The sequence below is a fragment of the Mycolicibacter engbaekii genome, from assembly GCF_002101585.1.
Classification (GTDB): domain Bacteria; phylum Actinomycetota; class Actinomycetes; order Mycobacteriales; family Mycobacteriaceae; genus Mycobacterium; species Mycobacterium engbaekii.
This window is the reverse complement of sequence record NZ_LQOT01000024.1, coordinates 50035-69984: the sequence shown is the minus strand read 5'-3', so window position 1 is coordinate 69984 and position 19950 is coordinate 50035. Positions and strand designations below refer to the sequence as shown.

Annotated in this window: 19 protein-coding genes; 7 read left to right on the top strand and 12 right to left on the bottom strand. The window is 69.0% G+C overall.

The genetic code is table 11. The features are described 5' to 3' along the window. Positions 1-30 precede the first annotated feature (30 nt). Complete coding sequence (locus AWC02_RS06435) at positions 31-1209, bottom strand: alcohol dehydrogenase catalytic domain-containing protein (protein ID WP_085127948.1); 1179 nt, start codon at positions 1207-1209, stop codon at positions 31-33. Between the two features lie 156 nt (positions 1210-1365). On the opposite strand from AWC02_RS06435, the gene AWC02_RS06430 reads away from it, so the two are divergent. Then, the gene (locus AWC02_RS06430; protein ID WP_085127947.1) at positions 1366-2256 is read left to right on the top strand and encodes a manganese catalase family protein; all 891 of its coding nucleotides are present in this window, start codon (positions 1366-1368) and stop codon (positions 2254-2256) included. Between the two features lie 47 nt (positions 2257-2303). On the opposite strand, the gene AWC02_RS06425 is transcribed toward AWC02_RS06430, so the two are convergent. Continuing rightward, on the bottom strand, positions 2304-2888 hold the full coding sequence (locus AWC02_RS06425; protein WP_085127946.1) for a hemerythrin domain-containing protein: 585 nt from the start codon (positions 2886-2888) through the stop codon (positions 2304-2306). A gap of 118 nt (positions 2889-3006) precedes the next feature. Here AWC02_RS06425 and AWC02_RS06420 point away from each other — a divergent pair, with 118 nt between their 5' ends. Beyond that, on the top strand, positions 3007-4512 hold the full coding sequence (locus AWC02_RS06420; RefSeq protein WP_085127945.1) for an FAD-dependent oxidoreductase: 1506 nt from the start codon (positions 3007-3009) through the stop codon (positions 4510-4512). A gap of 3 nt (positions 4513-4515) precedes the next feature. Here AWC02_RS06420 and AWC02_RS06415 read toward each other — a convergent pair whose 3' ends face one another. The 4 genes from AWC02_RS06415 to AWC02_RS06400 all read right to left on the bottom strand — a co-directional run bounded on the left by AWC02_RS06415 (position 4516) and on the right by AWC02_RS06400 (position 6854). Then, the gene (locus AWC02_RS06415) at positions 4516-5304 is read right to left on the bottom strand and encodes an RNA polymerase sigma factor SigF (protein ID WP_085127944.1); all 789 of its coding nucleotides are present in this window, start codon (positions 5302-5304) and stop codon (positions 4516-4518) included. After that, complete coding sequence (locus AWC02_RS06410; protein ID WP_085127943.1) at positions 5301-5738, bottom strand: ATP-binding protein; 438 nt, start codon at positions 5736-5738, stop codon at positions 5301-5303. The genes AWC02_RS06415 and AWC02_RS06410 overlap by 4 nt, the downstream gene beginning before the upstream one ends. Positions 5739-5981: 243 nt before the next feature. Then, positions 5982-6293, bottom strand: coding sequence for a protein UsfY (gene usfY / locus AWC02_RS06405; protein ID WP_085127942.1), 312 nt, complete (start codon positions 6291-6293; stop codon positions 5982-5984). Between the two features lie 189 nt (positions 6294-6482). Then, entirely contained in the window at positions 6483-6854 is a 372-nt protein-coding gene (locus AWC02_RS06400) for a hypothetical protein (protein ID WP_085127941.1), read from the bottom strand. Between the two features lie 146 nt (positions 6855-7000). On the opposite strand from AWC02_RS06400, the gene mbp1 reads away from it, so the two are divergent. From mbp1 to AWC02_RS06385, 3 genes are all read left to right on the top strand, one after another. Beyond that, the gene (mbp1, locus tag AWC02_RS06395) at positions 7001-7240 is read left to right on the top strand and encodes a microaggregate-binding protein 1 (protein WP_085127940.1); all 240 of its coding nucleotides are present in this window, start codon (positions 7001-7003) and stop codon (positions 7238-7240) included. Between the two features lie 140 nt (positions 7241-7380). Further along, a complete protein-coding gene (locus AWC02_RS06390; protein ID WP_085127939.1) occupies positions 7381-8055 on the top strand; it encodes a winged helix family transcriptional regulator in 675 nt (224 codons plus the stop codon). A 21-nt stretch (positions 8056-8076) separates the two neighbouring features. Continuing rightward, complete coding sequence (locus AWC02_RS06385; RefSeq protein WP_085128078.1) at positions 8077-8394, top strand: hypothetical protein; 318 nt, start codon at positions 8077-8079, stop codon at positions 8392-8394. A gap of 16 nt (positions 8395-8410) precedes the next feature. Here AWC02_RS06385 and AWC02_RS06380 read toward each other — a convergent pair whose 3' ends face one another. Continuing rightward, positions 8411-8803, bottom strand: a complete 393-nt coding sequence (locus tag AWC02_RS06380; RefSeq protein WP_085127938.1) for a hypothetical protein — start codon at positions 8801-8803, stop codon at positions 8411-8413. Positions 8804-8901: 98 nt separating this feature from the next. Here AWC02_RS06380 and AWC02_RS06375 point away from each other — a divergent pair, with 98 nt between their 5' ends. Next, positions 8902-13368, top strand: coding sequence for an Lhr family helicase (locus tag AWC02_RS06375; protein ID WP_085127937.1), 4467 nt, complete (start codon positions 8902-8904; stop codon positions 13366-13368). Further along, entirely contained in the window at positions 13368-14117 is a 750-nt protein-coding gene (gene nei2 / locus AWC02_RS06370; protein ID WP_085127936.1) for an endonuclease VIII Nei2, read from the top strand. The genes AWC02_RS06375 and nei2 overlap by 1 nt, the downstream gene beginning before the upstream one ends. A 52-nt stretch (positions 14118-14169) precedes the next feature. Here nei2 and AWC02_RS21855 read toward each other — a convergent pair whose 3' ends face one another. The 5 genes from AWC02_RS21855 to AWC02_RS06345 all read right to left on the bottom strand — a co-directional run bounded on the left by AWC02_RS21855 (position 14170) and on the right by AWC02_RS06345 (position 19914). Next, the gene (locus AWC02_RS21855; protein ID WP_165757855.1) at positions 14170-14517 is read right to left on the bottom strand and encodes a hypothetical protein; all 348 of its coding nucleotides are present in this window, start codon (positions 14515-14517) and stop codon (positions 14170-14172) included. Between the two features lie 69 nt (positions 14518-14586). Continuing rightward, complete coding sequence (locus AWC02_RS06360) at positions 14587-15459, bottom strand: pseudouridine synthase (RefSeq protein ID WP_085128077.1); 873 nt, start codon at positions 15457-15459, stop codon at positions 14587-14589. Positions 15460-15594: 135 nt separating this feature from the next. Then, on the bottom strand, positions 15595-16491 hold the full coding sequence (locus AWC02_RS06355; RefSeq protein ID WP_133055607.1) for a hypothetical protein: 897 nt from the start codon (positions 16489-16491) through the stop codon (positions 15595-15597). Positions 16492-16966: 475 nt separating this feature from the next. Further along, the gene (locus AWC02_RS06350; RefSeq protein ID WP_085127934.1) at positions 16967-17983 is read right to left on the bottom strand and encodes a hypothetical protein; all 1017 of its coding nucleotides are present in this window, start codon (positions 17981-17983) and stop codon (positions 16967-16969) included. A gap of 218 nt (positions 17984-18201) precedes the next feature. Further along, entirely contained in the window at positions 18202-19914 is a 1713-nt protein-coding gene (locus AWC02_RS06345; protein ID WP_085127933.1) for a glycerol-3-phosphate dehydrogenase/oxidase, read from the bottom strand. Positions 19915-19950: the final 36 nt, after the last annotated feature.

Here is a 19950-nt window from a genome sequence, read left to right as displayed (position 1 = left end):
CGCTGACTCGCGGGGCGAGCGCCCGGCGCCCTACGGCTTGAGCGTGATCTTCACGGCGCCGTCGCGCTTTTCCTGAAATATCTTGTACGCGTGCGGGGCCTGTTCGAGCGACAGTTCGTGGGTGGCGAAGGTGTCGACGCCGAGGGGGTCGTCGTCGGTCAGCCACCCCATCAGGGTGTCGACCCGCGGCTTGACGTTGGCCTGCCCCATCCGCAGCGTGATCTGCTTGTCGAACAGGGTGAACATCGGTAGCGGGTCGAGCTTGCCGCCGTAGACACCGACCACCGAAATGGTGCCGCCGCGACGCACGATCTCGATCGCCGAGTGCAGCGCGGCGAGCCGGTCGATACCGGCCTTGCTGATCAACGGCCCGGCGACGGCATCCGGCAGAAGCGAGCTCAGCTGCTGCACGGCCTTGGCGCCACCGGAGCCGTGCGCCTCCATGCCCACGGCGTCGATCACCGCATCGGTCCCCTGCCCCGCGGTCCTGTCGCGGATCACCTCGGCGAGGTCGGACACCTCGCGCATATCGATGACCTCGATGCCGCGGCGGGCCAACCGCCCCAGCCGCTCGGGCACCCGGTCCACGCCGATCACCCGGGCCCCCTGGTGGGCGGCGATCCGGGCCGCCATGTCACCGATCGGTCCCAGTCCCAGCACCGTCACCGAACCGCCGTCGGGGATGGCTGCGTACTCCACGGCCTGCATCGCGGTCGGCAACACATCCGAGAGGTAGACGAACCGGGAATCCGGCGGACCCTCAGGAACTTTGATGTGGGTATAGGAAGCCTGCGGCACCCGCAGGTACTGCGCCTGCGCGCCGGGGACCTGGCCGTAGAGCTTGGAATACCCGAACAGCGCCGCACCGGTGTCCTGATCACGCACCCGGGTGGTGTCGCATTGAGTCGGCAGACCGCGGCGGCACATGCCGCAGTTGCCGCAGGCGATCTGGAACGGGATGACCACCCGGTCTCCCGGCTTGAGGTTGCTGACCTCTCGGCCTACCTCGACCACGATGCCGATCGGCTCGTGCCCGAGGATGTCGCCGGGGTCCATGAACGCACCGAGCACCTCGTAGAGGTGCAGATCAGACCCGCAGATGTTGGTGGTCGTCACCTCGATCACAGCATCGGTGGGCTGCTCGATCTTCGGGTCCGGGACGGTGTCGACCTGGACTTTGCGCTTGGCCTGCCATGTGACTGCCCGCATAAGGTCGCCTCCCTTGTGTCACCGCCCGGCTACCCGCGGGCTCCACGATGCAAACCCGTTGCCCACCGGCGTTCGCCGGTCTCCGCCGCAAGGTTTGGCCGTGGCGCAGGCGGGTACGCCGCAGTGAACAATCCAGCATTGCCCGAGGGAGTCACCATGTTCGTGCACAACAAGGAGATGCAGTTCGAGGTCCGGGTCGAGCGGCCGGACCCGCGATTCGCCCGGCTGCTGCAGGAGCAGTTCGGTGGCGAGAACGGCGAACTCAAGGCGGCGATCCAGTACTTCACCCAGGCGTTCATCCTGCGCCGCAAGAATCCGAAGATGTACGACCTGTTCATGGATATCGCCACCGAGGAGCTGAGCCATCTCGAGATGGTCGGTTCGCTGATCACCATGCTGCTCGACGGCCTCAACGACGATCTGAAGAATGCCAATGAGCGCTGCGACTGGATGCCGGCGGTGTCCAGCCACGACGGACGAGAGCAGCTCCTGCACCACGTCGCCCTCAATCCGCTGCACTTCGTGGAGACCGGTGGGGGGCCGCACGTCAGCAACGCCGCGGGCACCCCGTTCACCGGCGCCTACATCAACGCCAACGGCGACCCATCAGTGGACTTGCGCAGCAACCTCGGCGCCGAGTCGCGGGCCAAGGTCGTCTACGAATACCTCAAACAGTTCACCGATGACCCCGGGGTCCAGGACACCCTGACCTTTCTGATGACCCGCGAAGTCACCCATTTCCAGCAGTTCACCGCCGCGCTCAACGAGTTGCCGGTCAACTTCCCGCCCGGCCAGGCGCCGGGCGACGAGCGCTTCCAGAACGTGGCGTTCAACCTCTCCGAAGGGGAGTCCAGCCGCGGTCCCTGGAACCAGGGCCAGGGCCCGTGGCCGCAGGGCATGGAGTGGGAGTACATCAAGACGCCGACTCGAGAGTGGCTCGACGGTTCCGTTCGACGCAACCGCGGCCCGCAGGACAACCCCGAGGGTAGCCCCGCGGTCCATGCGGAAAAGCCCTTCGCACACGAACAGCACAGCGCCACAACGTAATACCAGGCAATACCAGATCTACCCTTCGCCCCCAAGCGCCCGCCGGTTCAGCTCTTGGGGGCGTCGGGCGGGTTGTCGGCAGCCCGGCCGCTGAGCCGGTCGCGCAGGTGGTCGGCGGCGGCGGCGGCCAAGCCCACCGTGTTCTGGGCCAGGCCCCCCGACGGGGCGTTGGGGTGCGGCCGGGTCGGGGCAATCTTCTTCGCGGCCTGCATTCTGTCGCCCAGCTTCTCGAGCTCCTCAGTACCGACCGCCGCAGCGAATGGCGGCCACACGATGGTCTCCTCGTAACTGATGTGTTCGCGGGCCGCGGCGATGAATTCTTCGAGCGCACGGTGAAATTCGGGCTCGCCGGGGTGGCCGTTCTCCAGCTCTTGCAGCAGTTGCTTGCCGGCCTCCTCCTGCGCAATGGCGTGGTCGGCCAGATGGTCTCCGTCGTCGAGCGCAGCACGCACAGCAGGCCAGAACAGCTGCTCCTCGACCGCCTCGTGTTGAGACTCGGCGATCACCAGGTTGGTGACCATGGTCCCCAACCCGCTCTGCTGCGCACCGTCGCCGCGCGACGCGCCGTCGAGAACCTCCAACATCCCCAATACGCTTTCGTGGTCTGCGCGCAGAAAGCTCAATGCGTCCATGGGTTTCCCCTCCCCGGTCGATGATGAGTCCGGCTCCGAACCCGCTCGGTCGCATACCCACCCGGATAGGTCCGAAACCGGCACGTTTCACCGGCGTCGCGCGGGGTACTGATCGAACATGACGTCCTTGTGGCTCGCCGACCGGATCGCGACCTCACCGCACTCGGGTACCGCCGAAGACCTGCCCGGCTTCGCCGACGTGGTGGTGGCAGGCGCCGGTATCACCGGTCTGATGACCGCGGTGCTGCTGGCGCGGGCCGGACGCGACGTGCTGGTGCTGGAGGCCCGGACCGTCGGTTCCTGCGCGACCGGCAACACCACGGCCAAGATCAGTCTGCTGCAGGGCACGCAACTGTCGGCGATCTGGGCCAAACAGGGCAAACGCCTGGCCGGGGAGTACCTGGAGGGCAACCGCGCCGGACAGGACTGGCTGCTGGCGTTCTGCGCGGCGGCCGGGGTCGCGGTCCAGCGTGAGGACGCCTACAGCTTCGCGCAGTCCGAGCGCGGCGTGGCGGCCGCGCGCGCGGAGTTCGAGGCCTGCCGCGCGCTGGGGCTGCCGGTGACGTGGGAGCCGCACGCCGACGTACCGTTCAGCTACCACGGCGGCGTGCGACTGGCCGAGCAGGCACAGTTCGACCCGATGCCCTTCCTGGACGCTCTGCGCGCCGAACTGCTCGCACATGGCGGACAACTTCTGGAACATGCACGTGTGCAACGTGTTTCAAGCAAACACCGCGGCCTTCACCTGGACGTGAACGGCCCGCGCGGCCAGACCGAGGTGCATGCCAACCAACTGATATTGGCCACCGGCATCCCGATCCTGGACCGCGGCGGGTACTTCGCCCGGGTCAAACCCAGCCGGTCCTACTGCATGGCGTTCGACGTGCCCGGCGAGATCACCCGGCCCATGATGATCTCCACCGATTCGCCGACCCGATCGCTGCGCTATGCACCGGTCAACGGCTCGCGGCGCCTGCTGGTCGGTGGGGCCGGGCACACCGTCGGCCGCGAGAAGTACCCGATCGATGCGCTCGCCGAACTGGAGTCGTGGGCAGTCCGGCATTACCCGGGCGCGACCCGCACGCACCTGTGGTCGGCGCAGGACTACGCCCCCGTCGACGAGCTGCCCTACGTCGGTCCCATCCTGCCCGGAAACGACACCACGTACGTGGCGACGGGTTTCAACAAATGGGGCATGACCAACGGGGCAGCCGCAGCGCTGGCGTTGTCGGGCCGGCTGCTGGGCGAGCGACCCGAGTGGGACCGGGCGTTCGCCAGTTGGAGTCCTCGTGAGCTCCGCGGGCTGCCCGAGGCCGCGGCGGCCAATTTCGCTGTCGGCCTCAATCTGGCCAAGGGCTGGATCACGCCGACGACACACATCGGCCAGCACTTCTTGGGAAAGGACGCCGGTGTGGTCAGCGGTCCCCCGTGGCACCTGCAGGCCCAGTGCCGGGTGGACGGCGTGGAGCACCGCCTCTCACCGGTCTGCCCGCATCTGGGCGGCATCGTCACCTGGAACGACGCCGACTTGGCCTGGGAGTGCCCGCTGCACGGCTCGCGCTTCGCCCCCGACGGCACCCTGCTGGAAGGTCCGGCCACCCGCGGCCTGACCGCCAGCAGCTGAGCCCTACTGCAGCTGGTCGCGCAGCTTCGCCAGCGACTTTGCCAGCAGGCGCGACACGTGCATCTGCGAGATACCGACCCGCTCCGCGATCTGCGTCTGGGTCATCGACTCGAAGAACCGCAGCACCAGCACGGTGCGTTCACGTTCCGGCAGGGCTTCCAGCAAGGGCCGCAAAGCCTCTCGATCCTCAATCCGGTTCATCCGGGCATCGACGTCACCGAGCGTGTCAGCGATCGAACGGACGTCGTCCTCATCCGAACTGCCGCCACCGTCGATGGACAGCGTGTTGTAGGAGCTTCCCGCGACCAGTCCTTCCACCACCTCGTCACGGCCCAGCTCCAGCTCGGTCGCCAGTTCCGAGGCGGTGGGCGCCCTGCCCAGTCGCTGGGACAGTTCAGCCGTCGCCATGCCCAGCCGCAGGTGCAGTTCCTTGAGCCGGCGGGGCACCTTGACCGACCAACTGTTGTCGCGGAAGTGGCGGCGGACCTCGCCCATGATGGTCGGCACAGCGAAAGAGACGAAATCCGAGCCGGTCTCGACGTCAAAGCGCGTCACGGCGTTGACCAGACCCACCCGCGCGACCTGAACCAAGTCGTCTCGCAACTCGCCGCGTCCCTCGAAGCGGCGAGCGATGTGATCCGCCAGTGGCAGACACCGTTCGACGATCTTGTCTTTGCGATTGCGGAAGTCCGGCGACCCGGGTTCGTATTGCGCCAGCTCCCGAAACATATCGCCGACATCGGAATACTCCGAGCCGGACTGTGAGCCGCTGTCGGCGGCACGCGGAGTCACCGCTCGGAGTCCGCCCGGCGGGTTGTCAGCGTAACCCCGAATACCTCACCCGGGCTGTCGGACTCATGGCCGCCCCGAAACGTCTGCACGTCGTCGACCAGCGAGGTCAGTACGTGCCAGCTGAAACTCCCCGGGGCCAGCACGCCGGCCCCGTCACCGGCTGCCGACGCCTGAATGGTGACCCTGTCGTCGTGCGGGTCGACGACCACCGTCAGCATGGCGCCGGGCGCCGCGCTGCGGATCAGCTGGGTACACAGCTCGTCGATCGCCAGCCGCAGGTCGGCGACGGTGTCGACGTCGAGATCCTCGAATGTGGCGATCGCACCGACAAGCATGCGCACCACTGCCAGACTTTCCAGTCTGGGCGAGACCCGCAGCTCAACTGCCCGCTCACTGCACGCCCGCTGGGTCGGGTCACTGTGGATGTCGGTCATGAGGCCTCCCGGCGGAATCGGACCGAGACTACTGCTGCGTGTCACTCGACTGCTCACCACCCTCGCCCGCAGGCCCTGTCGCATCCCGCCTTCTGCAGAAACCGTCAACATCGCACGCCGACTGGCCAAAGATCAGTCATGGAACGTCTGTACCCCCTGACCGCGTAGTTCAATCCTGATCCCCGCCCCCGCCACGCAGCGGCCCGGCCGGGACGCCCGGCCGGGCCGCCGTGACCCCCCGGGTTATCGTCTGGAGGGCTGCCGAGGCGCCTCAGCGTGAGCCATGTGCCACTGCCGGTTCACCCTGCCGATCCGGCGATCTTCGAACAGCAGCCATACCGTGCCGAGGCTGGCCGCGAGCACCGCCAAAACCGCCACCTCCACCCCCTGACGCTCATGACCGGTTCCGAATGCGGCGAGGCAGGCGATTGCGGCCACCATCCCCACCACCAGCAGGGAGTAACCGGGCCAGCCCAACACGTCGATCATGGCGCGGCCCGCATGGGGCCGGGTCGTCCGGACATGGTCGACGGGGTCGTGAAATGTGTCGCCCATCGCGATCCTCCTCGTGTGCGCAGACCGTAAAGGTCGCCCCGGGAACTCCACCGCTTTTCCGGGCGCGCCCCCGACCGCGACCTGCCAACCATCGTATGCCGATGCGCTTGGGTCAGGCCCTGTCCCGCAGCAGGTTCACAGCGACACAACAGCGAGGTGTCGGGCGATGATCAGGGACGACGACCGCGGTCAACCCATGCCGATGATCGGTACGGTGCTCATCATCACGACGGCGACCATCAAGGTCAGCAGGAGCCAGCCCGCGCCCTGCCAGCCCCACCATGTGCCCCGCTCCCGCCAGACCCGGTAGGTACGCGCGAAGGCCCGCAGCGCGCCGGCGCCCAGGATCGCCGGAGCGCCGGCGGCCAGCACGATCCGATACGGCCGTGCGCACCCGGCCGACGCCGACGCCGGGTCGCAGGAACCCACCCACAGCACGGCCACGACGACGAACACCAACGCCGCGACGACGACCAGCCCGGCGAATCGGATGGCCGCCCGGACCTCCTCATCCTCCTGCCCCAGCCGATCACCGCGGTGAGCAGATTGCGATGGTTCCACGTCTCCCACCGTCCGCGCTGATGCCCGCTGCGTCAAGAAGATTCAACGCTGGGTTCAACGTTTGAGCGCGCGGAAGCCCGGGAAGCCCTGCCATTGTGGCGGACCCGGGAACCGCGTAGGCCCGCCACATTACGAAGGGAGCATGTATGTCCGACGAGAAGAGCCGCGCCACCAAGGACGGCGTCCGAGGCGCCGTGGAAGGTGTCAAGGGCAAGGCCAAGGAAGTGATCGGAACCGTTACCGGTGACGACGAGACGGTCCGCGAGGGCCGGGCGCAGCAGGACAAGGGCGAGGCGCAGCGCGATGCCGCCAAGCACCAGGCCGAGGCGGAGTCGGCCCAGGCGGGCGCGAAGGCCGCCGAAGCGCGCCAACAGACCCACCAGTAGCCCGAGGGGAGGACAGGCCCGGTCTGCCAGGCGGGCCGGGTCTGTCGCTACTTCCGGGCGGTTACGCACCCGGCAAATCGGGTATTAAAACCAGTACTGAAAGCCTTGACGGCGAATGCATCCACGAGTCGGAGCCAACCATGGAGATCCTGTTACTGACCGACAGCGACGAGTTCGAGAAGTCGCTGTCGGGGTTGCGCGCCTTCGGGCATTCGCTGGTCCGCGGACCGTTGGCCGTCGCCGGGCCGGCTGACTGCCACAACGCCGAAGCGGTAGTGGTGGACGGATCCTCGGACGTGTGCAGTGCCCGCGAGAGCTGTCGCAAGATCGCGGCCTGGGACCTCGGGCCTGCGGTCGTGGCCGTGGTGACCGCCGAAGACTTCGCCACCGTTGACCTCGACTGGCCGGTGGACGACGTACTGGTGTCGACCGCCGGTCCGCTTGAGGCCAACGCGCGCCTACACCGGGCGCTGGCGCGCCGAAGCGGATCAGCCCACAGCGCAGTGCGATTCGGGGCGCTGGTCATCCGCCCGGACAGTTTCACCGCGTCCCTGGCCAACCGCGAACTCGGCCTCACCCTCACCGAGTTCAAACTGCTCAGCTATCTGGTGCAGCATGCCGGCCAGGCGTTCACCCGTACCCGGCTGCTCCGCGAGGTATGGGGCGGCGAGGGCAGCCGGCGAAAAGTCGACGTGCACATCCAGCGCTTGCGCGCCAAACTCGGGGCCCAACCCAGCTCGATCGTCGATACCGTGCGCGGGGTGGGCTACATGACGCCCGAGCCGCGTCGGGCGCAATGGCCCATCGCCAATTGAGACCAGAGGGTGGAAGAGACGATGACCGACCGGCCCGACCTCGACGCCGGGGACCCCGACGGCTACGACACACTTCCGCCGGAGGAGGCCACCGACTCCGACGAACTCCGCAATGACGACGGTGACGCGACCGTCACCGCACCGGACAGCTGGCAGGGCGATTATTCGACGCTCCATGAGTCGTTGGACGACAAACTGGCTGCCGAACAGCCCGACGTGATCCGTCCCCCCGCCGACCCGGCCGCCGAGGTGCCCGAGGAGGGAGCCGGGGGTCGGCACCGCGCTCAGGTCTCCGGCACCCCCGAGGACGGCGAGTCGTTCTTCACCATCGAGGAATGATTGCGCGGTCGGTGCCTCAGAACACCACGAGCAAGACCGCCAGGTCGGCCAGCAGCAGCGCCCAACCGGACACCCAGACCGCGATCCCGCGCCGATACGTCGCCCAGAAGAACGCGAGGAACAGCGTGACGGCGGCCACTGCCGCCGCGCCGTGGTAGAGCAGACCGAACAACGCCCCGTGCACCTTCAGTTCCGGGCAGGCCGCCTGGGTGCACAGCGCCATACCGGAGACCCTGGCCAGCGCAAATGCCATCAACAGCGCAGCAGCCGGTGCGGTCAGCAGCGACAGCGCCCAGTTGGTCCACGTCCAGTCGCGACACGGCCTTTCCGGCGGCGACATCCGGGCGCCGGGCATAACGTCGGTGAATATCGGTCGGACGGGCGCCGCCGTCTCATCCAGAATCTTCATGCCTGCCCCCCAGCTGACTGGGCTGCGGATACCCGGCCACCCCCGGCCTGAAACCGCAGCACCGGGCATCGCCGCGCAGAACTTGGCACGATGGCCAGATGAGCCCGCACGCCCGAGAAGCCCCCGCGGGGCTGGCGCGTTTCTCGGCGCTGACCCGGGACTGGTTCACCAGTACCTTCACCGAGCCCACCGCGGCGCAGGAGCAAGCCTGGTCGGCGATCGCCGACGGACACAACACCCTGGTGGTCGCCCCCACCGGATCCGGCAAAACCCTGGCAGCGTTTCTCTGGGCGCTCGACCAACTGACCACCGAGCCCGGCGGGGGCACCCGAGTGCTCTACATCTCGCCGCTCAAGGCGCTGGCGGTCGACGTCGAGCGCAACCTGCGCACTCCGCTGGCCGGCATCGCCCGGATGGCCGCGCACCGCGACCTGCCCACTCCGGGCATCACCGTCGGAGTGCGCTCCGGCGACACGCCCCCCGCGCGGCGCCGGGCGTTGATCGCCAACCCGCCCGACATCTTGATCACCACCCCGGAGTCGCTGTTTTTGATGCTCACGTCCGCGGCGCGCGAGACGCTGAGCGGCGTGCGCACGGTGATCGTCGACGAGGTGCACGCGGTCGCCGGAACCAAGCGCGGCGCCCACCTGGCGCTGTCGTTGGAGCGACTCGACGCGCTGGCCGCCGCGAGCGGGGAGCGCCACCAGGCCCGGCCCGCCCAGCGGATCGGGTTGAGCGCCACCGTGCGGCCCCCAGAGGAGGTCGCCCGGTTCCTGTCCGGGCAGTCGCCCACCACGATCGTGGCTCCCCCGGCCGCCAAGACGTTCGAGCTGACGGTTCAGGTCCCGGTACCGGACATGGCCAACCCGGCCGAGGGCACCGTGTGGCCCGAGGTCGAGGAGCGCATCGTCGACCTCATCGAAGCGCATCGGTCGTCCATCGTGTTCGCGAACTCGCGGCGCCTGGCCGAGCGACTCACCGCACGCATCAACGAGATTGCCGCCCAGCGGTGCGCCGACGCCCCGACGGCCCCGCTGGCACGGGCGCACCACGGCTCGGTGTCGCTGCAGACCCGGGCCGATGTCGAGGAGGACCTCAAGACGGGGCGGTTGCGCGCGGTGGTGGCGACCTCGAGCCTGGAGCTGGGCATCGACATGGGCGCTGTGGACCTGGTGATCCAGATCGAGGCGCCGCCGTCGGTCGCCAGCGGTCTGCAGCGCGTCGGTCGCGCCGGCCACCAGGTGGGCGAAATCTCCTCGGGGGTACTGATTCCCAAGCACCGCACCGATCTGCTCGGCTGCGCGGTCGCGATGCAGCGCATGCTGGCCGGTCAGATCGAGACCCTGTCGGTGCCGACCAATCCGCTCGACATCCTGGCTCAGCACACCGTGGCCGCGGCCGCTCTGGAGCCGCTGGACACCGAAATGTGGTTCGACACCGTCCGCCGCAGCGCTCCGTTCGCCACTTTGACGCGCGAGGTCTTCGAGGCGACGCTGGATCTGCTTTCCGGCAAATACCCGTCGACCGAATTCGCCGAGCTGCGGCCCCGGCTGGTCTACGACCGGGATCACGGCACCCTCACCGGCCGGCCCGGCGCCCAACGGCTGGCCGTCACCTCCGGCGGCGCCATCCCCGACCGCGGACTGTTCACGGTGTACCTGGCGGGTTCGGAAAAGCCTTCCCGGGTAGGCGAACTCGACGAGGAGATGGTCTACGAGTCGCGTCCCGGCGATGTCATCGCACTGGGCGCCACCAGCTGGCGGATCACCGAGATCACCCATGACCGGGTGCTGGTCGCTCCGGCGCCCGGACAGCCCGGCCGGCTGCCGTTCTGGCACGGCGACGGTGTCGGGCGGCCGGCCGAGCTGGGCGCCGCGCTGGGCGCCTTCACCGGCGAGCTGGCCGCCCTGGACAGCGCGGCATTCGATCGGCGCTGCGCGAATCTGGGCTTCGATTCCTACGCGACGGACAATCTGAGGCGCCTGCTCGACGATCAGCGCACCGCGACCGGAACGGTGCCCACCGATACCGCGCTGGTGGTGGAGCGGTTCCGCGACGAGCTCGGTGACTGGCGGGTGGTGTTGCACTCCCCGTACGGGCTGCGGGTACACGGGCCACTGGCGCTGGCGGTGGGCCGCCGGCTGCGCGAGCGCTACGGCATCGACGAGAAGCCGACCGCCTCCGACGACGGCATCGTGGTCCGGCTGCCCGACGCCGCCGACACCGAGGCCCCCGGAGCCGAGCTGTTCGTGTTCGACGCCGACGAGATCGAGCCGATAGTCACCGCCGAGGTGGGCGGTTCGGCACTGTTCGCCAGCCGGTTCCGCGAATGCGCGGCCCGGGCCTTGCTGTTGCCGCGCCGGCACCCGGGCCGCCGCACGCCGTTATGGCAGCAACGCCAGCGGGCCGCTCAACTGCTCGACGTCGCACGCAAGTACCCCGCTTTTCCGATCGTGCTCGAAACCGTGCGCGAATGCCTCCAGGACGTCTACGACGTCCCCGCGCTGACCGCGCTGATGACCCGCATCGCCCAACGCCGGGTGCGGGTGTCGCAGGTGGAGACCGCGACCCCGTCGCCGTTCGCGGCGTCGCTGTTGTTCGGCTACGTCGGGGCATTCATCTACGAAGGCGACAGCCCGTTGGCCGAGCGCCGCGCGGCGGCACTGTCGCTGGACCCCACGCTGCTGGCGCAACTGCTGGGCCGGGTCGAGCTGCGCGAACTGCTCGATGCCGCGGTGGTCGAAGGCGTCACCGCGCAACTGCAGCATTTGACACCGGAGAAGGCGGCCCGTGATGCCGAGGGGGTCGCCGACCTGCTGCGGCTGCTCGGTCCGCTCACCGCCGAAGAGATCAGCGCCCGGGCCGCCGGCGCCGAGGTCGCTGGTTGGCTGGAGCATCTGCACAGTGCCCGGCGGGTGCTGACGGTGGCGTTCGCCGGCCACCGATGGTGGGTGGCGATCGAGGACATCGGCCGGCTGCGGGACGGCCTGGGAGTCGCGGTGCCGCCCGGGGTTCCGGCCGGCTTCACCGAGCCGGTCGCCGATCCGCTGGGCGAGCTGCTGGGCCGCTTCGCCCGCACCCGGGGGCCGTTCACCACCGGGCAGGCCGCACACCGTTTCGGTCTGGGGGTTCGCGTGGCGGCCGATGCGCTGGGACGCCTGGCCGCCGACGGCCGGGTGGTGCGCGGGGAATTCGCCGACTTTCCCGACTCCGCGGGCGACCAGTGGTGCGACGCCGAGGTGTTGCGGATCCTGCGCCGCCGGTCACTGGCCGCGCTGCGCTCGGCCATCGAGCCGGTCTCGCCGGGCGCTTATGGCCGCTTCCTTCCGGCCTGGCAGCAGCTCGGCGGGCCGGATGCCGTCACCAGCGGTGTCGACGGGCTGGCCGGGGTGATCGAGCAACTGAGCGGCGTCCCACTGCCCGCGTCGGCGGTCGAACCGTTGATCTTCGGGCAGCGGGTGCGCGACTATTCGCCGGCCATGCTCGATGAGCTGCTGGCATCCGGGGAGGTGCTCTGGTCGGGTGCGGGCGCCCCCGCCGGCAGTGGTCCGGCAGCCGACGGCTGGATCTGCTTTCACACCGCCGAGTCGGCCCCACTGACCCTGGCGCCTGGCGCACCCCTCGATTTCCGCGACAGCCACCGAATGATCCTGGATGCGCTGCGCGGCGGGGGCGCGTTCTTCTTCCGCCAGCTGTGCGGCGACGCGAGCGAGGCCGATCTCAAAGCCGCGCTGTGGGAACTGATCTGGGCGGGCTGGGTTACCGGCGACACCTTCGCACCGGTGCGGGCGGTGTTGGCCGGCACCCGGCGCGCCTCGCCGGCGCATCGCAGCGCACGCCCGCCCCGGCGCAGCCGTTACAGCGTCATGCACGCCGCGGCCCGCGCCCCCGACCCGGCAGTTGCCGGACGGTGGTCGGCCCTGCCGGCCCCCGAACAGGATTCGACGCTGCGCGCGCACCACACCGCCGAACTGCTGCTGCACCGGTACGGAGTGCTCACGCGCGGGGCGGTCGCCGCCGAAGCGGTGCCGGGCGGCTTTGCGACCCTCTATAAAGTCCTGACCGCGTTCGAGGATGCCGGGCAATGCCAGCGCGGCTACTTCATCGAGTCACTGGGGGCGGCGCAGTTCGCCCTGGCCTCCACCGTTGACCGGTTGCGGGGGTACCTCGACGGCCTCGATCCGGCCCGGCCCGACTATCACGCGGTGGCGATGGCTGCCGCCGACCCGGCCAATCCCTACGGTGCGGCGCTGAGCTGGCCGGCGCATCCCGGGACCGCCCGGCCGGGCCGTAAGGCGGGCGCGCTGGTGGTGCTGGTGGACGGCGAATTGGTGTGGTTCGTCGAGCGCGGCGGCCGGTCGCTGCTGAACTTCGCCGATGACGCCGAGTCGCAGCGCGCCGCCGCGGGGGCGCTGACCCAGCTGATCGCCGACCGGCGGGTCGCCGGGATCCTCGTCGAGCGCCTCGACGGTGTTCCGGTACTCGAGGTCCGCGATTCGCCGACGCTGGACGCCTTGACCGACGCCGGATTCTCCCGGACGCCGCGGGGCTTACGGATGCGCTGATGCCCGAGGGTGACACGGTGTTTCGCGCCGCAACGATGCTCGCCACGGCGTTGGCGGGCAAAACCCTGACCCGCTGCGATATCCGGGTGCCCCGGTATGCCGGGGTCGATCTGAGCGGTCAGCGGGTCGACGAGGTGGTCAGCCGCGGCAAACATCTCTTCATTCGCGTCGGCTCGTCCAGCATCCATTCCCACCTGAAGATGGACGGCTGCTGGCGGATCGGGCACCGCTCCGTCGACCATCGGGTCCGCATCATCCTGGAGGCCGGCTCCACCCGAGCCACCGGTATCGATCTGGGAATCCTGGAGGTGCTGGACCGCCGTCATGACGGTGCGGCCGTCGCCCACCTGGGGCCGGATCTGCTCGGCGCGGACTGGGATCCGGCAGCGGCCACCGCTCGCCTGATGTCGGATCCGCAGCGGCCGGTGGCGTCGGCGCTGCTGGATCAGACGGTGATGGCCGGAGTCGGCAACGTCTTCTGCAACGAGCTGTGCTTCGTCATCGGCCGTCTGCCGACCGCCCCGGTCGGCGACATCGGCGATCCGGGCCGGCTCGTGGCGCTGGCCCGTCAGATGTTGTGGGCAAACCGCTTGCGCTCGACACGCTGCACCACCGGCGACACCCGGCGGGGCCGCCACCTGTGGGTCTACGGACGCGACGGCTCACCCTGCCGACGCTGCGGCACCACCGTGCGCTCCGACCGCCAGGGCGAGCGGATCCGGTTCTGGTGCCCTTCGTGTCAGCGTTGAGTATTCGGCGTTGAGTCCGCTTGTCAGCGCCGGATCGGCTGCGCCGCCGGGGTCACGGCCAGCCGCCGCAACCCACGCCGGGCAGGCAGCCGCCGCCGCCACCGGGCCCGCCCCAGCCGGTCGGGCCGCCGGGAATCTGGCCACCGCCCCCACCGGGCCCACCACCACCGGTCGGGCCACCCGGAATCTCCCCGCCACCACCGGGGCCGCCGGGCTCACCGGGGTGTTCGGATCCCGGCCCTCCGGGCATCGGTTCGGTTGTCATCTCAGTCATGGTGGTCGTCATCGTGGTCGTGGTCGTGGTGCTGGTCGGCCCCTCTTCCTTGGCGCCGTTGCAACCCGCGGCCGCCAGCGCGATCGCGCTGCCGAGCACCGCGACCGTCATCTTGCTGTATGCCATCGGAATCAGACTCCCCTCTGCTCTGGTCGTGCCTTCCTGTACCCAGGACGGCCCGGGCCGAAACCCGGATCAGTCGGCAGCAAGGTCGCGTTCGCTGACGAAGATCCGTGGTCGCCCGGTGAACGGGTCGTCGAACTCCAGCCGCTGGGCCAGCAGTTGCAACGGTTGCGAGAAGTCGCCGGCAGCGACCTCGCGAATCTGCGGATACAACGGATCACCGGTGATCGGCAGTCCGAGTGCGGCCATATGCACCCGCAACTGGTGGGTGCGTCCGGTGCGCGGGGTGAGCCGGTAGCGGCCGTCGTCCAGTGACTCGACCAGCGTTTCGGCGTTCGGTTCACCGGGTTCTTCGCGGGCTTGGAGCTGACCGCGGCGCTTGACGATCCGGCTGCGCACCAGCCGCGGAAACGGCCCCATCGGCTCGGCGCCGGATCGCGCCAGGTATTGCTTGCGCACCGCCCCGCGGGCGAACAGGGTCTGATACGGGCCGCGCAGCTCGGCGCGTGTGGTGAACAGCAGCACGCCGGCGGTCAGGCGGTCCAGCCGATGGGCTGGACTGAGCTCCGGTAAGTCCAGGTCGCGGCGCAACCGGACCAGGGCGGTCTGTGCCACATGACTGCCGCGGGGCATGGTGGCCAGAAAGTGCGGCTTGTCGACGACCACCAGGTCTGCGTCGCGGTAGAGCACCGGAATGCCGAAAGGTACCGGCACCTCCTCGGGCAGGTCCCGGTACAGGAAGATGTGAGACCCGGCGGGCAGCGCGGTCGTGGCATCCACCAGTGATCCGTCCGCGGTCACCACTTCCCCGGCGGCGACCTTCGCCGCCGTTGCCGCGCCGAACCGGGCGCGCAGTTCGGCCTCCACCGGCCCGCCGTGCAGGCGCAACCGTGCCGGCCCCAAGCCCTCGCGCACCGGGAGCGGGGCGCGGCGTCGGCGGCTCATCACCGGCAGCCTATCGCCGACCCAGCTGCCGGCTCCCAGGCGCACACGGCCGCCGCGGCGGGACGGGAGCCGCGCCCACCACATCGGCCACGACCGTCGGGGGTCGTGGCCGATGGGGCTTAACGCGGCCGGAGTTCAGCCGAGGCCGAGCATCTCGAACAGGCCCAGATCGCCCAGGAAGTCGGTCAGCGTGGTGAGGTCGGTCACCGGATCGGCGCCGGTGCCCAGCAAGGCGGTCAGCAGAGATCCCAGCGTCTGATCGCCCAATACGCCGATGCCGTCGGGGTCGGCGAGCGTGCCGCCGACGACCATGCTGCTCACGAAGGAGTCCCAGCCGGCCGCGAGCTGTTCGGGGCTGATACCCAACAGGCCGCCGATGGTGGCGTCCTCCATGCCGTTCTGGTCCAGCAGGTCATTGAGCGAGGTCGTCGCGTCGATGCCCAGCAGGGCCTCCAGCAACTCTGCGACCGTCGTCTCCGGCGAGAGGTCGGTGAACGGGATGTTCAGCAGGCCGGCGAACTCGCCCAGTCCCACGTAGCCCAGCAGCGTGCCGAGTTCGGTGGCAGCACCGTCACCACCGATGAAGCCGCCGAGCAGGCTGGTGATCGGGATCGACCCCAGCGGGTTACCACCGAAGTCGACGTCGTCGAGCAGCGCGGTGATGTCGGCGGACAGCATCCCCAAGGTGGCCGTGTCCAGGGACATGTCGTCGGGGTTGAGTGCGGCGAGCAGCACCGCGAGGGTGGTCGCCGTGTCGATGTCGTCGCCGAAGATCCCCAGGACCTGACCCATGTTGCCCAGTTCGATTGCGTCGAGCAGGCTCTGCAGGCTCTCGGCGAACGTCGGGTAGGTGGCGGTCAGCATGACCTCGTGTTGTGCCGATGCCGAAATTCCCGCCGAGATCGCCGGAGCGACAGCGGTGCCGCCGAGAAGCGCCGCCCCGGCAAATGCGGTACCCGCCATCAATGCGCCGGCTTTCACCGCAAAGCCGCGCGGCCCCGGCGGCGCGGCAACAGTGGAATATGTAGACATGAATAGGTCCCCCTTCTAAGATCGAGCATTGCGCTGATGCGATTCTCACATCGGCATTAACTTAATATGACCTCAGTCTGGTGTCAACGTCTTCACGGGGACCGGTTTGGCCTGCGCCTTGGCCAACGTACAGCTAACTCCCAGTTCAGAACAGTGAACCGCGACAGCAGGTCGGTCGCTGCGCAGTCAGCCGACCCGGCGAACGTACGGTCGTCACGAAATTACATTCAGGTTTTTTAAATACGCTGCCACTGCCGGATGGCACCCATCACTCCCCCAAGCTCGCTACGCGTTAACATCCATTGTTTTCAGGCAATAGGTATGTAATACATCGAGAAAAATACCCGGATCATTCTGTTTTGGAGCAAAATGCATGGCTGGTCAACTCGGGTTTATCGCAACAATGGCCGGGCGCACCCCGGTGCGCTACCAGTCCACGACGGGGCGGCCGGCCTCTTCCGGCTTGCACCGGCCGCTAGGCCGCCAGCAGGCCCAGGGCTACCAGGAAGTCGGTGACGGCGGTGTCGCCGGCGATCGCCAGCGCGCTGTCCTCCCGCAGGAAGCTGGCCAGGAAGGTGCCCAGGCTCTGCTCACCCCAGGTCTCGCCGGACGGATCGAGCAGCGTGCCCCCGAACGGGAGCTCGGCCAGGAACTGATCCCAGGTCTGGGCGGGGTTGAGGCCGAAGAGCAGCGCCAGGGACGCGTTGTCCATGGTGGTGCTGTTGGTGGCGCTGACGGGCAGGATGTGCAGGTACTCCCCCAGGGTGTAGCCGCTTCCCGCCAGGACCGTGGTGGTGCCGGGGCCGAAAATGGCCGCGACATGCTTGGTGACGTCGGTGGTGGGCACGGTGACGAACGCGGTCAGCCAGTCCACCAGCGAGCTGTTGACGGTCAGGTCCGGACTGCTGCACACGATCCCGCCGATCCCGCAGTTCACGTAGTTCAGGTTCTCCAGGCCGAACGCGTTGATCCAGCCCGCGTATTGGCCGAGCAACGGCCCCAAGCCCACCGCGGCGGCCAGGTCGGTCAGCGAGTGCTCGCCGGCACCCTCGCCGAGGACGACGTCGATCAGCTCGCCGAGCTCGAGGTTGCCGATCGGCACACCGTCCACCACGAACAGACTGCCGGTGCCCAGCACTGACGGGATGGCGGGGTTGGCACTGTAGAGCGGCTGACTCAGCGATATGTCGAAGATGTCGGCAAGCGCGGCCAAGGTGGTTCCGTCGGGGTTGAAAGCCGCCAGCACGTCGGCCACATCCGTATTCACGCTCAGCGGGGTGCTCGTCCCGGGCACCTCGCCGAACGCGGCCAGCACCTGGTCGAGATCACCGAGGGACAGCGCGTCCAGCAGCGACTGCAGGCTCTCGGTGAACGTCGGGTAGGCCGTCAGCGCCAGGCGTTGCTGCGCCGCCGAAGCGGCCCCGGGGAAGATCGGCGATCCGCCCCCGGCGAGACCGAACAGCCCGGCCGCCGCCACGGCCGTCGCGGCCATCGCCGCGCCAACTCGTACGGAGAGCTCCCGAGAGCTCCACACCCCCGTCCCACCCCACATGAGCTGCCCCTTCCCCGCGCCCGGACCCCCCGTGTGATCCAGCTCATGTGGGGAAGGTAGCCCTGTCGGGAAGGTGTGTCAAACACAAGTGAATGCTGATAACGGCCTAAATGGATGGATTCAGCGCGGCCGGAATACCTCAAGTAATGGCATCGCGTTCAGGGAAGCGGAATCGGCTCCAGGATTTCGGCCCGGGCCTCGGGCGCGCTGGCCCGCAGCGCATCCGCCGAGGCGTCGTCCGGCTGCTCCTGGGACAGGATTTCGGCCTCCACCCGGGCGGCGTAATTGGCCACCTCCTGCTCCACGTCGGCGTCGTCCCAACCGAGCACCGCGGCCATCACCTCGGCGACCTCGCGTGCGCAGTTCACCCCGCGGTGGGCGTACTCGATGGAGATCCGGGTCCGCCGGGCCAGCACGTCTTCCAGATGCAGGGCACCCTCGGCCAGGGCCGCGTAGGCAACCTCCACTTTGAGGTAGGTGGGCGCCTCGGCGATCGGGTCCAGCAGCTCCGGCTGCTCGTCGGCAACCGCCAGCACCTCATGGATCAGCGCGCCGTAACGGTCGAGCAGGTGCCGGACCCGGTAGGGATGCAGGCCTTGTCTGGCACCGACGTGCTCGGCCTGATTGACCAACGCGAAATAGCCGTCGGCGCCCAGCAGCGGCACCTTCTCGGTGATCGACGGCGCCACCCGGGTCGGGATGAACTCGGCGGCGGCGTCGATCGCGTCGGCCGCCATCACCCGGTAGGTGGTGTACTTGCCGCCGGCAATGGCCACCAGGCCCGGCGCGGGAACGGCCACCGCATGCTCCCGGGACAACTTCGAGGTGTCGTCGCTCTCCCCGGCCAGCAGTGGCCGCAGGCCCGCGTACACGCCCTCGATGTCGGCGTGGGTGAGCGGGGTGGCCAGCGCGGTGTTGACGTGGGTCAGCAGATAGTCGATGTCGGCCTTGGTGGCCGCGGGGTGGGCCAGATCCAGATTCCAGTCCGTGTCGGTGGTGCCGATGATCCAGTGGGTGCCCCAGGGGATCACGAACAGCACCGACTTCTCGGTCCGCAGGATGATCGCCGCTTCCGAGACGATCCGGTCCCGCGGCACCACGATGTGCACGCCCTTGGAGGCCCGGACGTGGAAACGGCCGCGCTGGCGCGACAGCGCCTGGATCTCATCGGTCCACACCCCGGTGGCGTTGACCACGACGTGCCCGTGGACCTCGGTGAGGGCGCCGTCCTCGGAATCGCGGACCCGCACCCCGGTCACCCGGTCGCCTTCGCGCAGCAGCGCCACGACTTGGCTGGAGGTGCGGATGACCGCCCCGTAGTGCGCCGCGGTGCGCGCCACGGTCAGGGTGTGGCGGGCATCGTCGACAACGGTGTCGTAGTAGCGGATACCGCCGATCAACGCACTGCGCTTCAACCCCGGACACAGGCGCAACGCGCCCGCACGAGTCAGATGACGTTGGGCGGGAACTGATTTCGCACCGCCCAATTGGTCGTAGAGGAAGATCCCGCTGGCCACGTACGGCCGCTCCCACCACCGCCGGGTCAGCGGATACAGAAACGGCAGCGGCTTGACCAGGTGCGGCGCCAGGGTGGTCAGCGAAAGCTCGCGCTCGTGCAGTGCCTCGCGCACCAAGCCGAACTCCAGCTGCTCGAGGTAGCGCAGACCGCCGTGGAACATCTTCGAGCTTCGGCTCGAGGTCCCGGCGGCGAAGTCGCGCGCCTCGACCAGCGCCACCTTCAGGCCGCGGGTGGCGGCGTCGAGCGCGCAACCGGTGCCCACCACACCGCCGCCGATCACCACTACGTCGAACTGCTCACTGCCCAGTCGTTCCCAGGCTCGTGCTCGTTGGTCCGGTCCCAGCGTGCTCACGTATGTCAGGCTACGTGGCCGCCGGCGCGGACGAGC

What these genes read in the sequence shown, in the direction of transcription:
- AWC02_RS06435 (WP_085127948.1), bottom strand. Translation starts at nt 1,209, where the DNA reads ATGCGGGCAGTCACATGGCAGGCCAAGCGCAAAGTCCAGGTCGACACC.
- AWC02_RS06430 (WP_085127947.1), top strand. Translation starts at nt 1,366, where the DNA reads ATGTTCGTGCACAACAAGGAGATGCAGTTCGAGGTCCGGGTCGAGCGG.
- AWC02_RS06425 (WP_085127946.1), bottom strand. Translation starts at nt 2,888, where the DNA reads ATGGACGCATTGAGCTTTCTGCGCGCAGACCACGAAAGCGTATTGGGG.
- AWC02_RS06420 (WP_085127945.1), top strand. Translation starts at nt 3,007, where the DNA reads ATGACGTCCTTGTGGCTCGCCGACCGGATCGCGACCTCACCGCACTCG.
- AWC02_RS06410 (WP_085127943.1), bottom strand. Translation starts at nt 5,738, where the DNA reads ATGACCGACATCCACAGTGACCCGACCCAGCGGGCGTGCAGTGAGCGG.
- usfY (WP_085127942.1), bottom strand. Translation starts at nt 6,293, where the DNA reads ATGGGCGACACATTTCACGACCCCGTCGACCATGTCCGGACGACCCGG.
- mbp1 (WP_085127940.1), top strand. Translation starts at nt 7,001, where the DNA reads ATGTCCGACGAGAAGAGCCGCGCCACCAAGGACGGCGTCCGAGGCGCC.
- AWC02_RS06390 (WP_085127939.1), top strand. Translation starts at nt 7,381, where the DNA reads ATGGAGATCCTGTTACTGACCGACAGCGACGAGTTCGAGAAGTCGCTG.
- AWC02_RS06385 (WP_085128078.1), top strand. Translation starts at nt 8,077, where the DNA reads ATGACCGACCGGCCCGACCTCGACGCCGGGGACCCCGACGGCTACGAC.
- AWC02_RS06380 (WP_085127938.1), bottom strand. Translation starts at nt 8,803, where the DNA reads ATGAAGATTCTGGATGAGACGGCGGCGCCCGTCCGACCGATATTCACC.
- AWC02_RS06375 (WP_085127937.1), top strand. Translation starts at nt 8,902, where the DNA reads ATGAGCCCGCACGCCCGAGAAGCCCCCGCGGGGCTGGCGCGTTTCTCG.
- nei2 (WP_085127936.1), top strand. Translation starts at nt 13,368, where the DNA reads ATGCCCGAGGGTGACACGGTGTTTCGCGCCGCAACGATGCTCGCCACG.
- AWC02_RS21855 (WP_165757855.1), bottom strand. Translation starts at nt 14,517, where the DNA reads ATGGCATACAGCAAGATGACGGTCGCGGTGCTCGGCAGCGCGATCGCG.
- AWC02_RS06360 (WP_085128077.1), bottom strand. Translation starts at nt 15,459, where the DNA reads ATGAGCCGCCGACGCCGCGCCCCGCTCCCGGTGCGCGAGGGCTTGGGG.
- AWC02_RS06355 (WP_133055607.1), bottom strand. Translation starts at nt 16,491, where the DNA reads ATGTCTACATATTCCACTGTTGCCGCGCCGCCGGGGCCGCGCGGCTTT.
- AWC02_RS06350 (WP_085127934.1), bottom strand. Translation starts at nt 17,983, where the DNA reads ATGGCCGCGACGGCCGTGGCGGCGGCCGGGCTGTTCGGTCTCGCCGGG.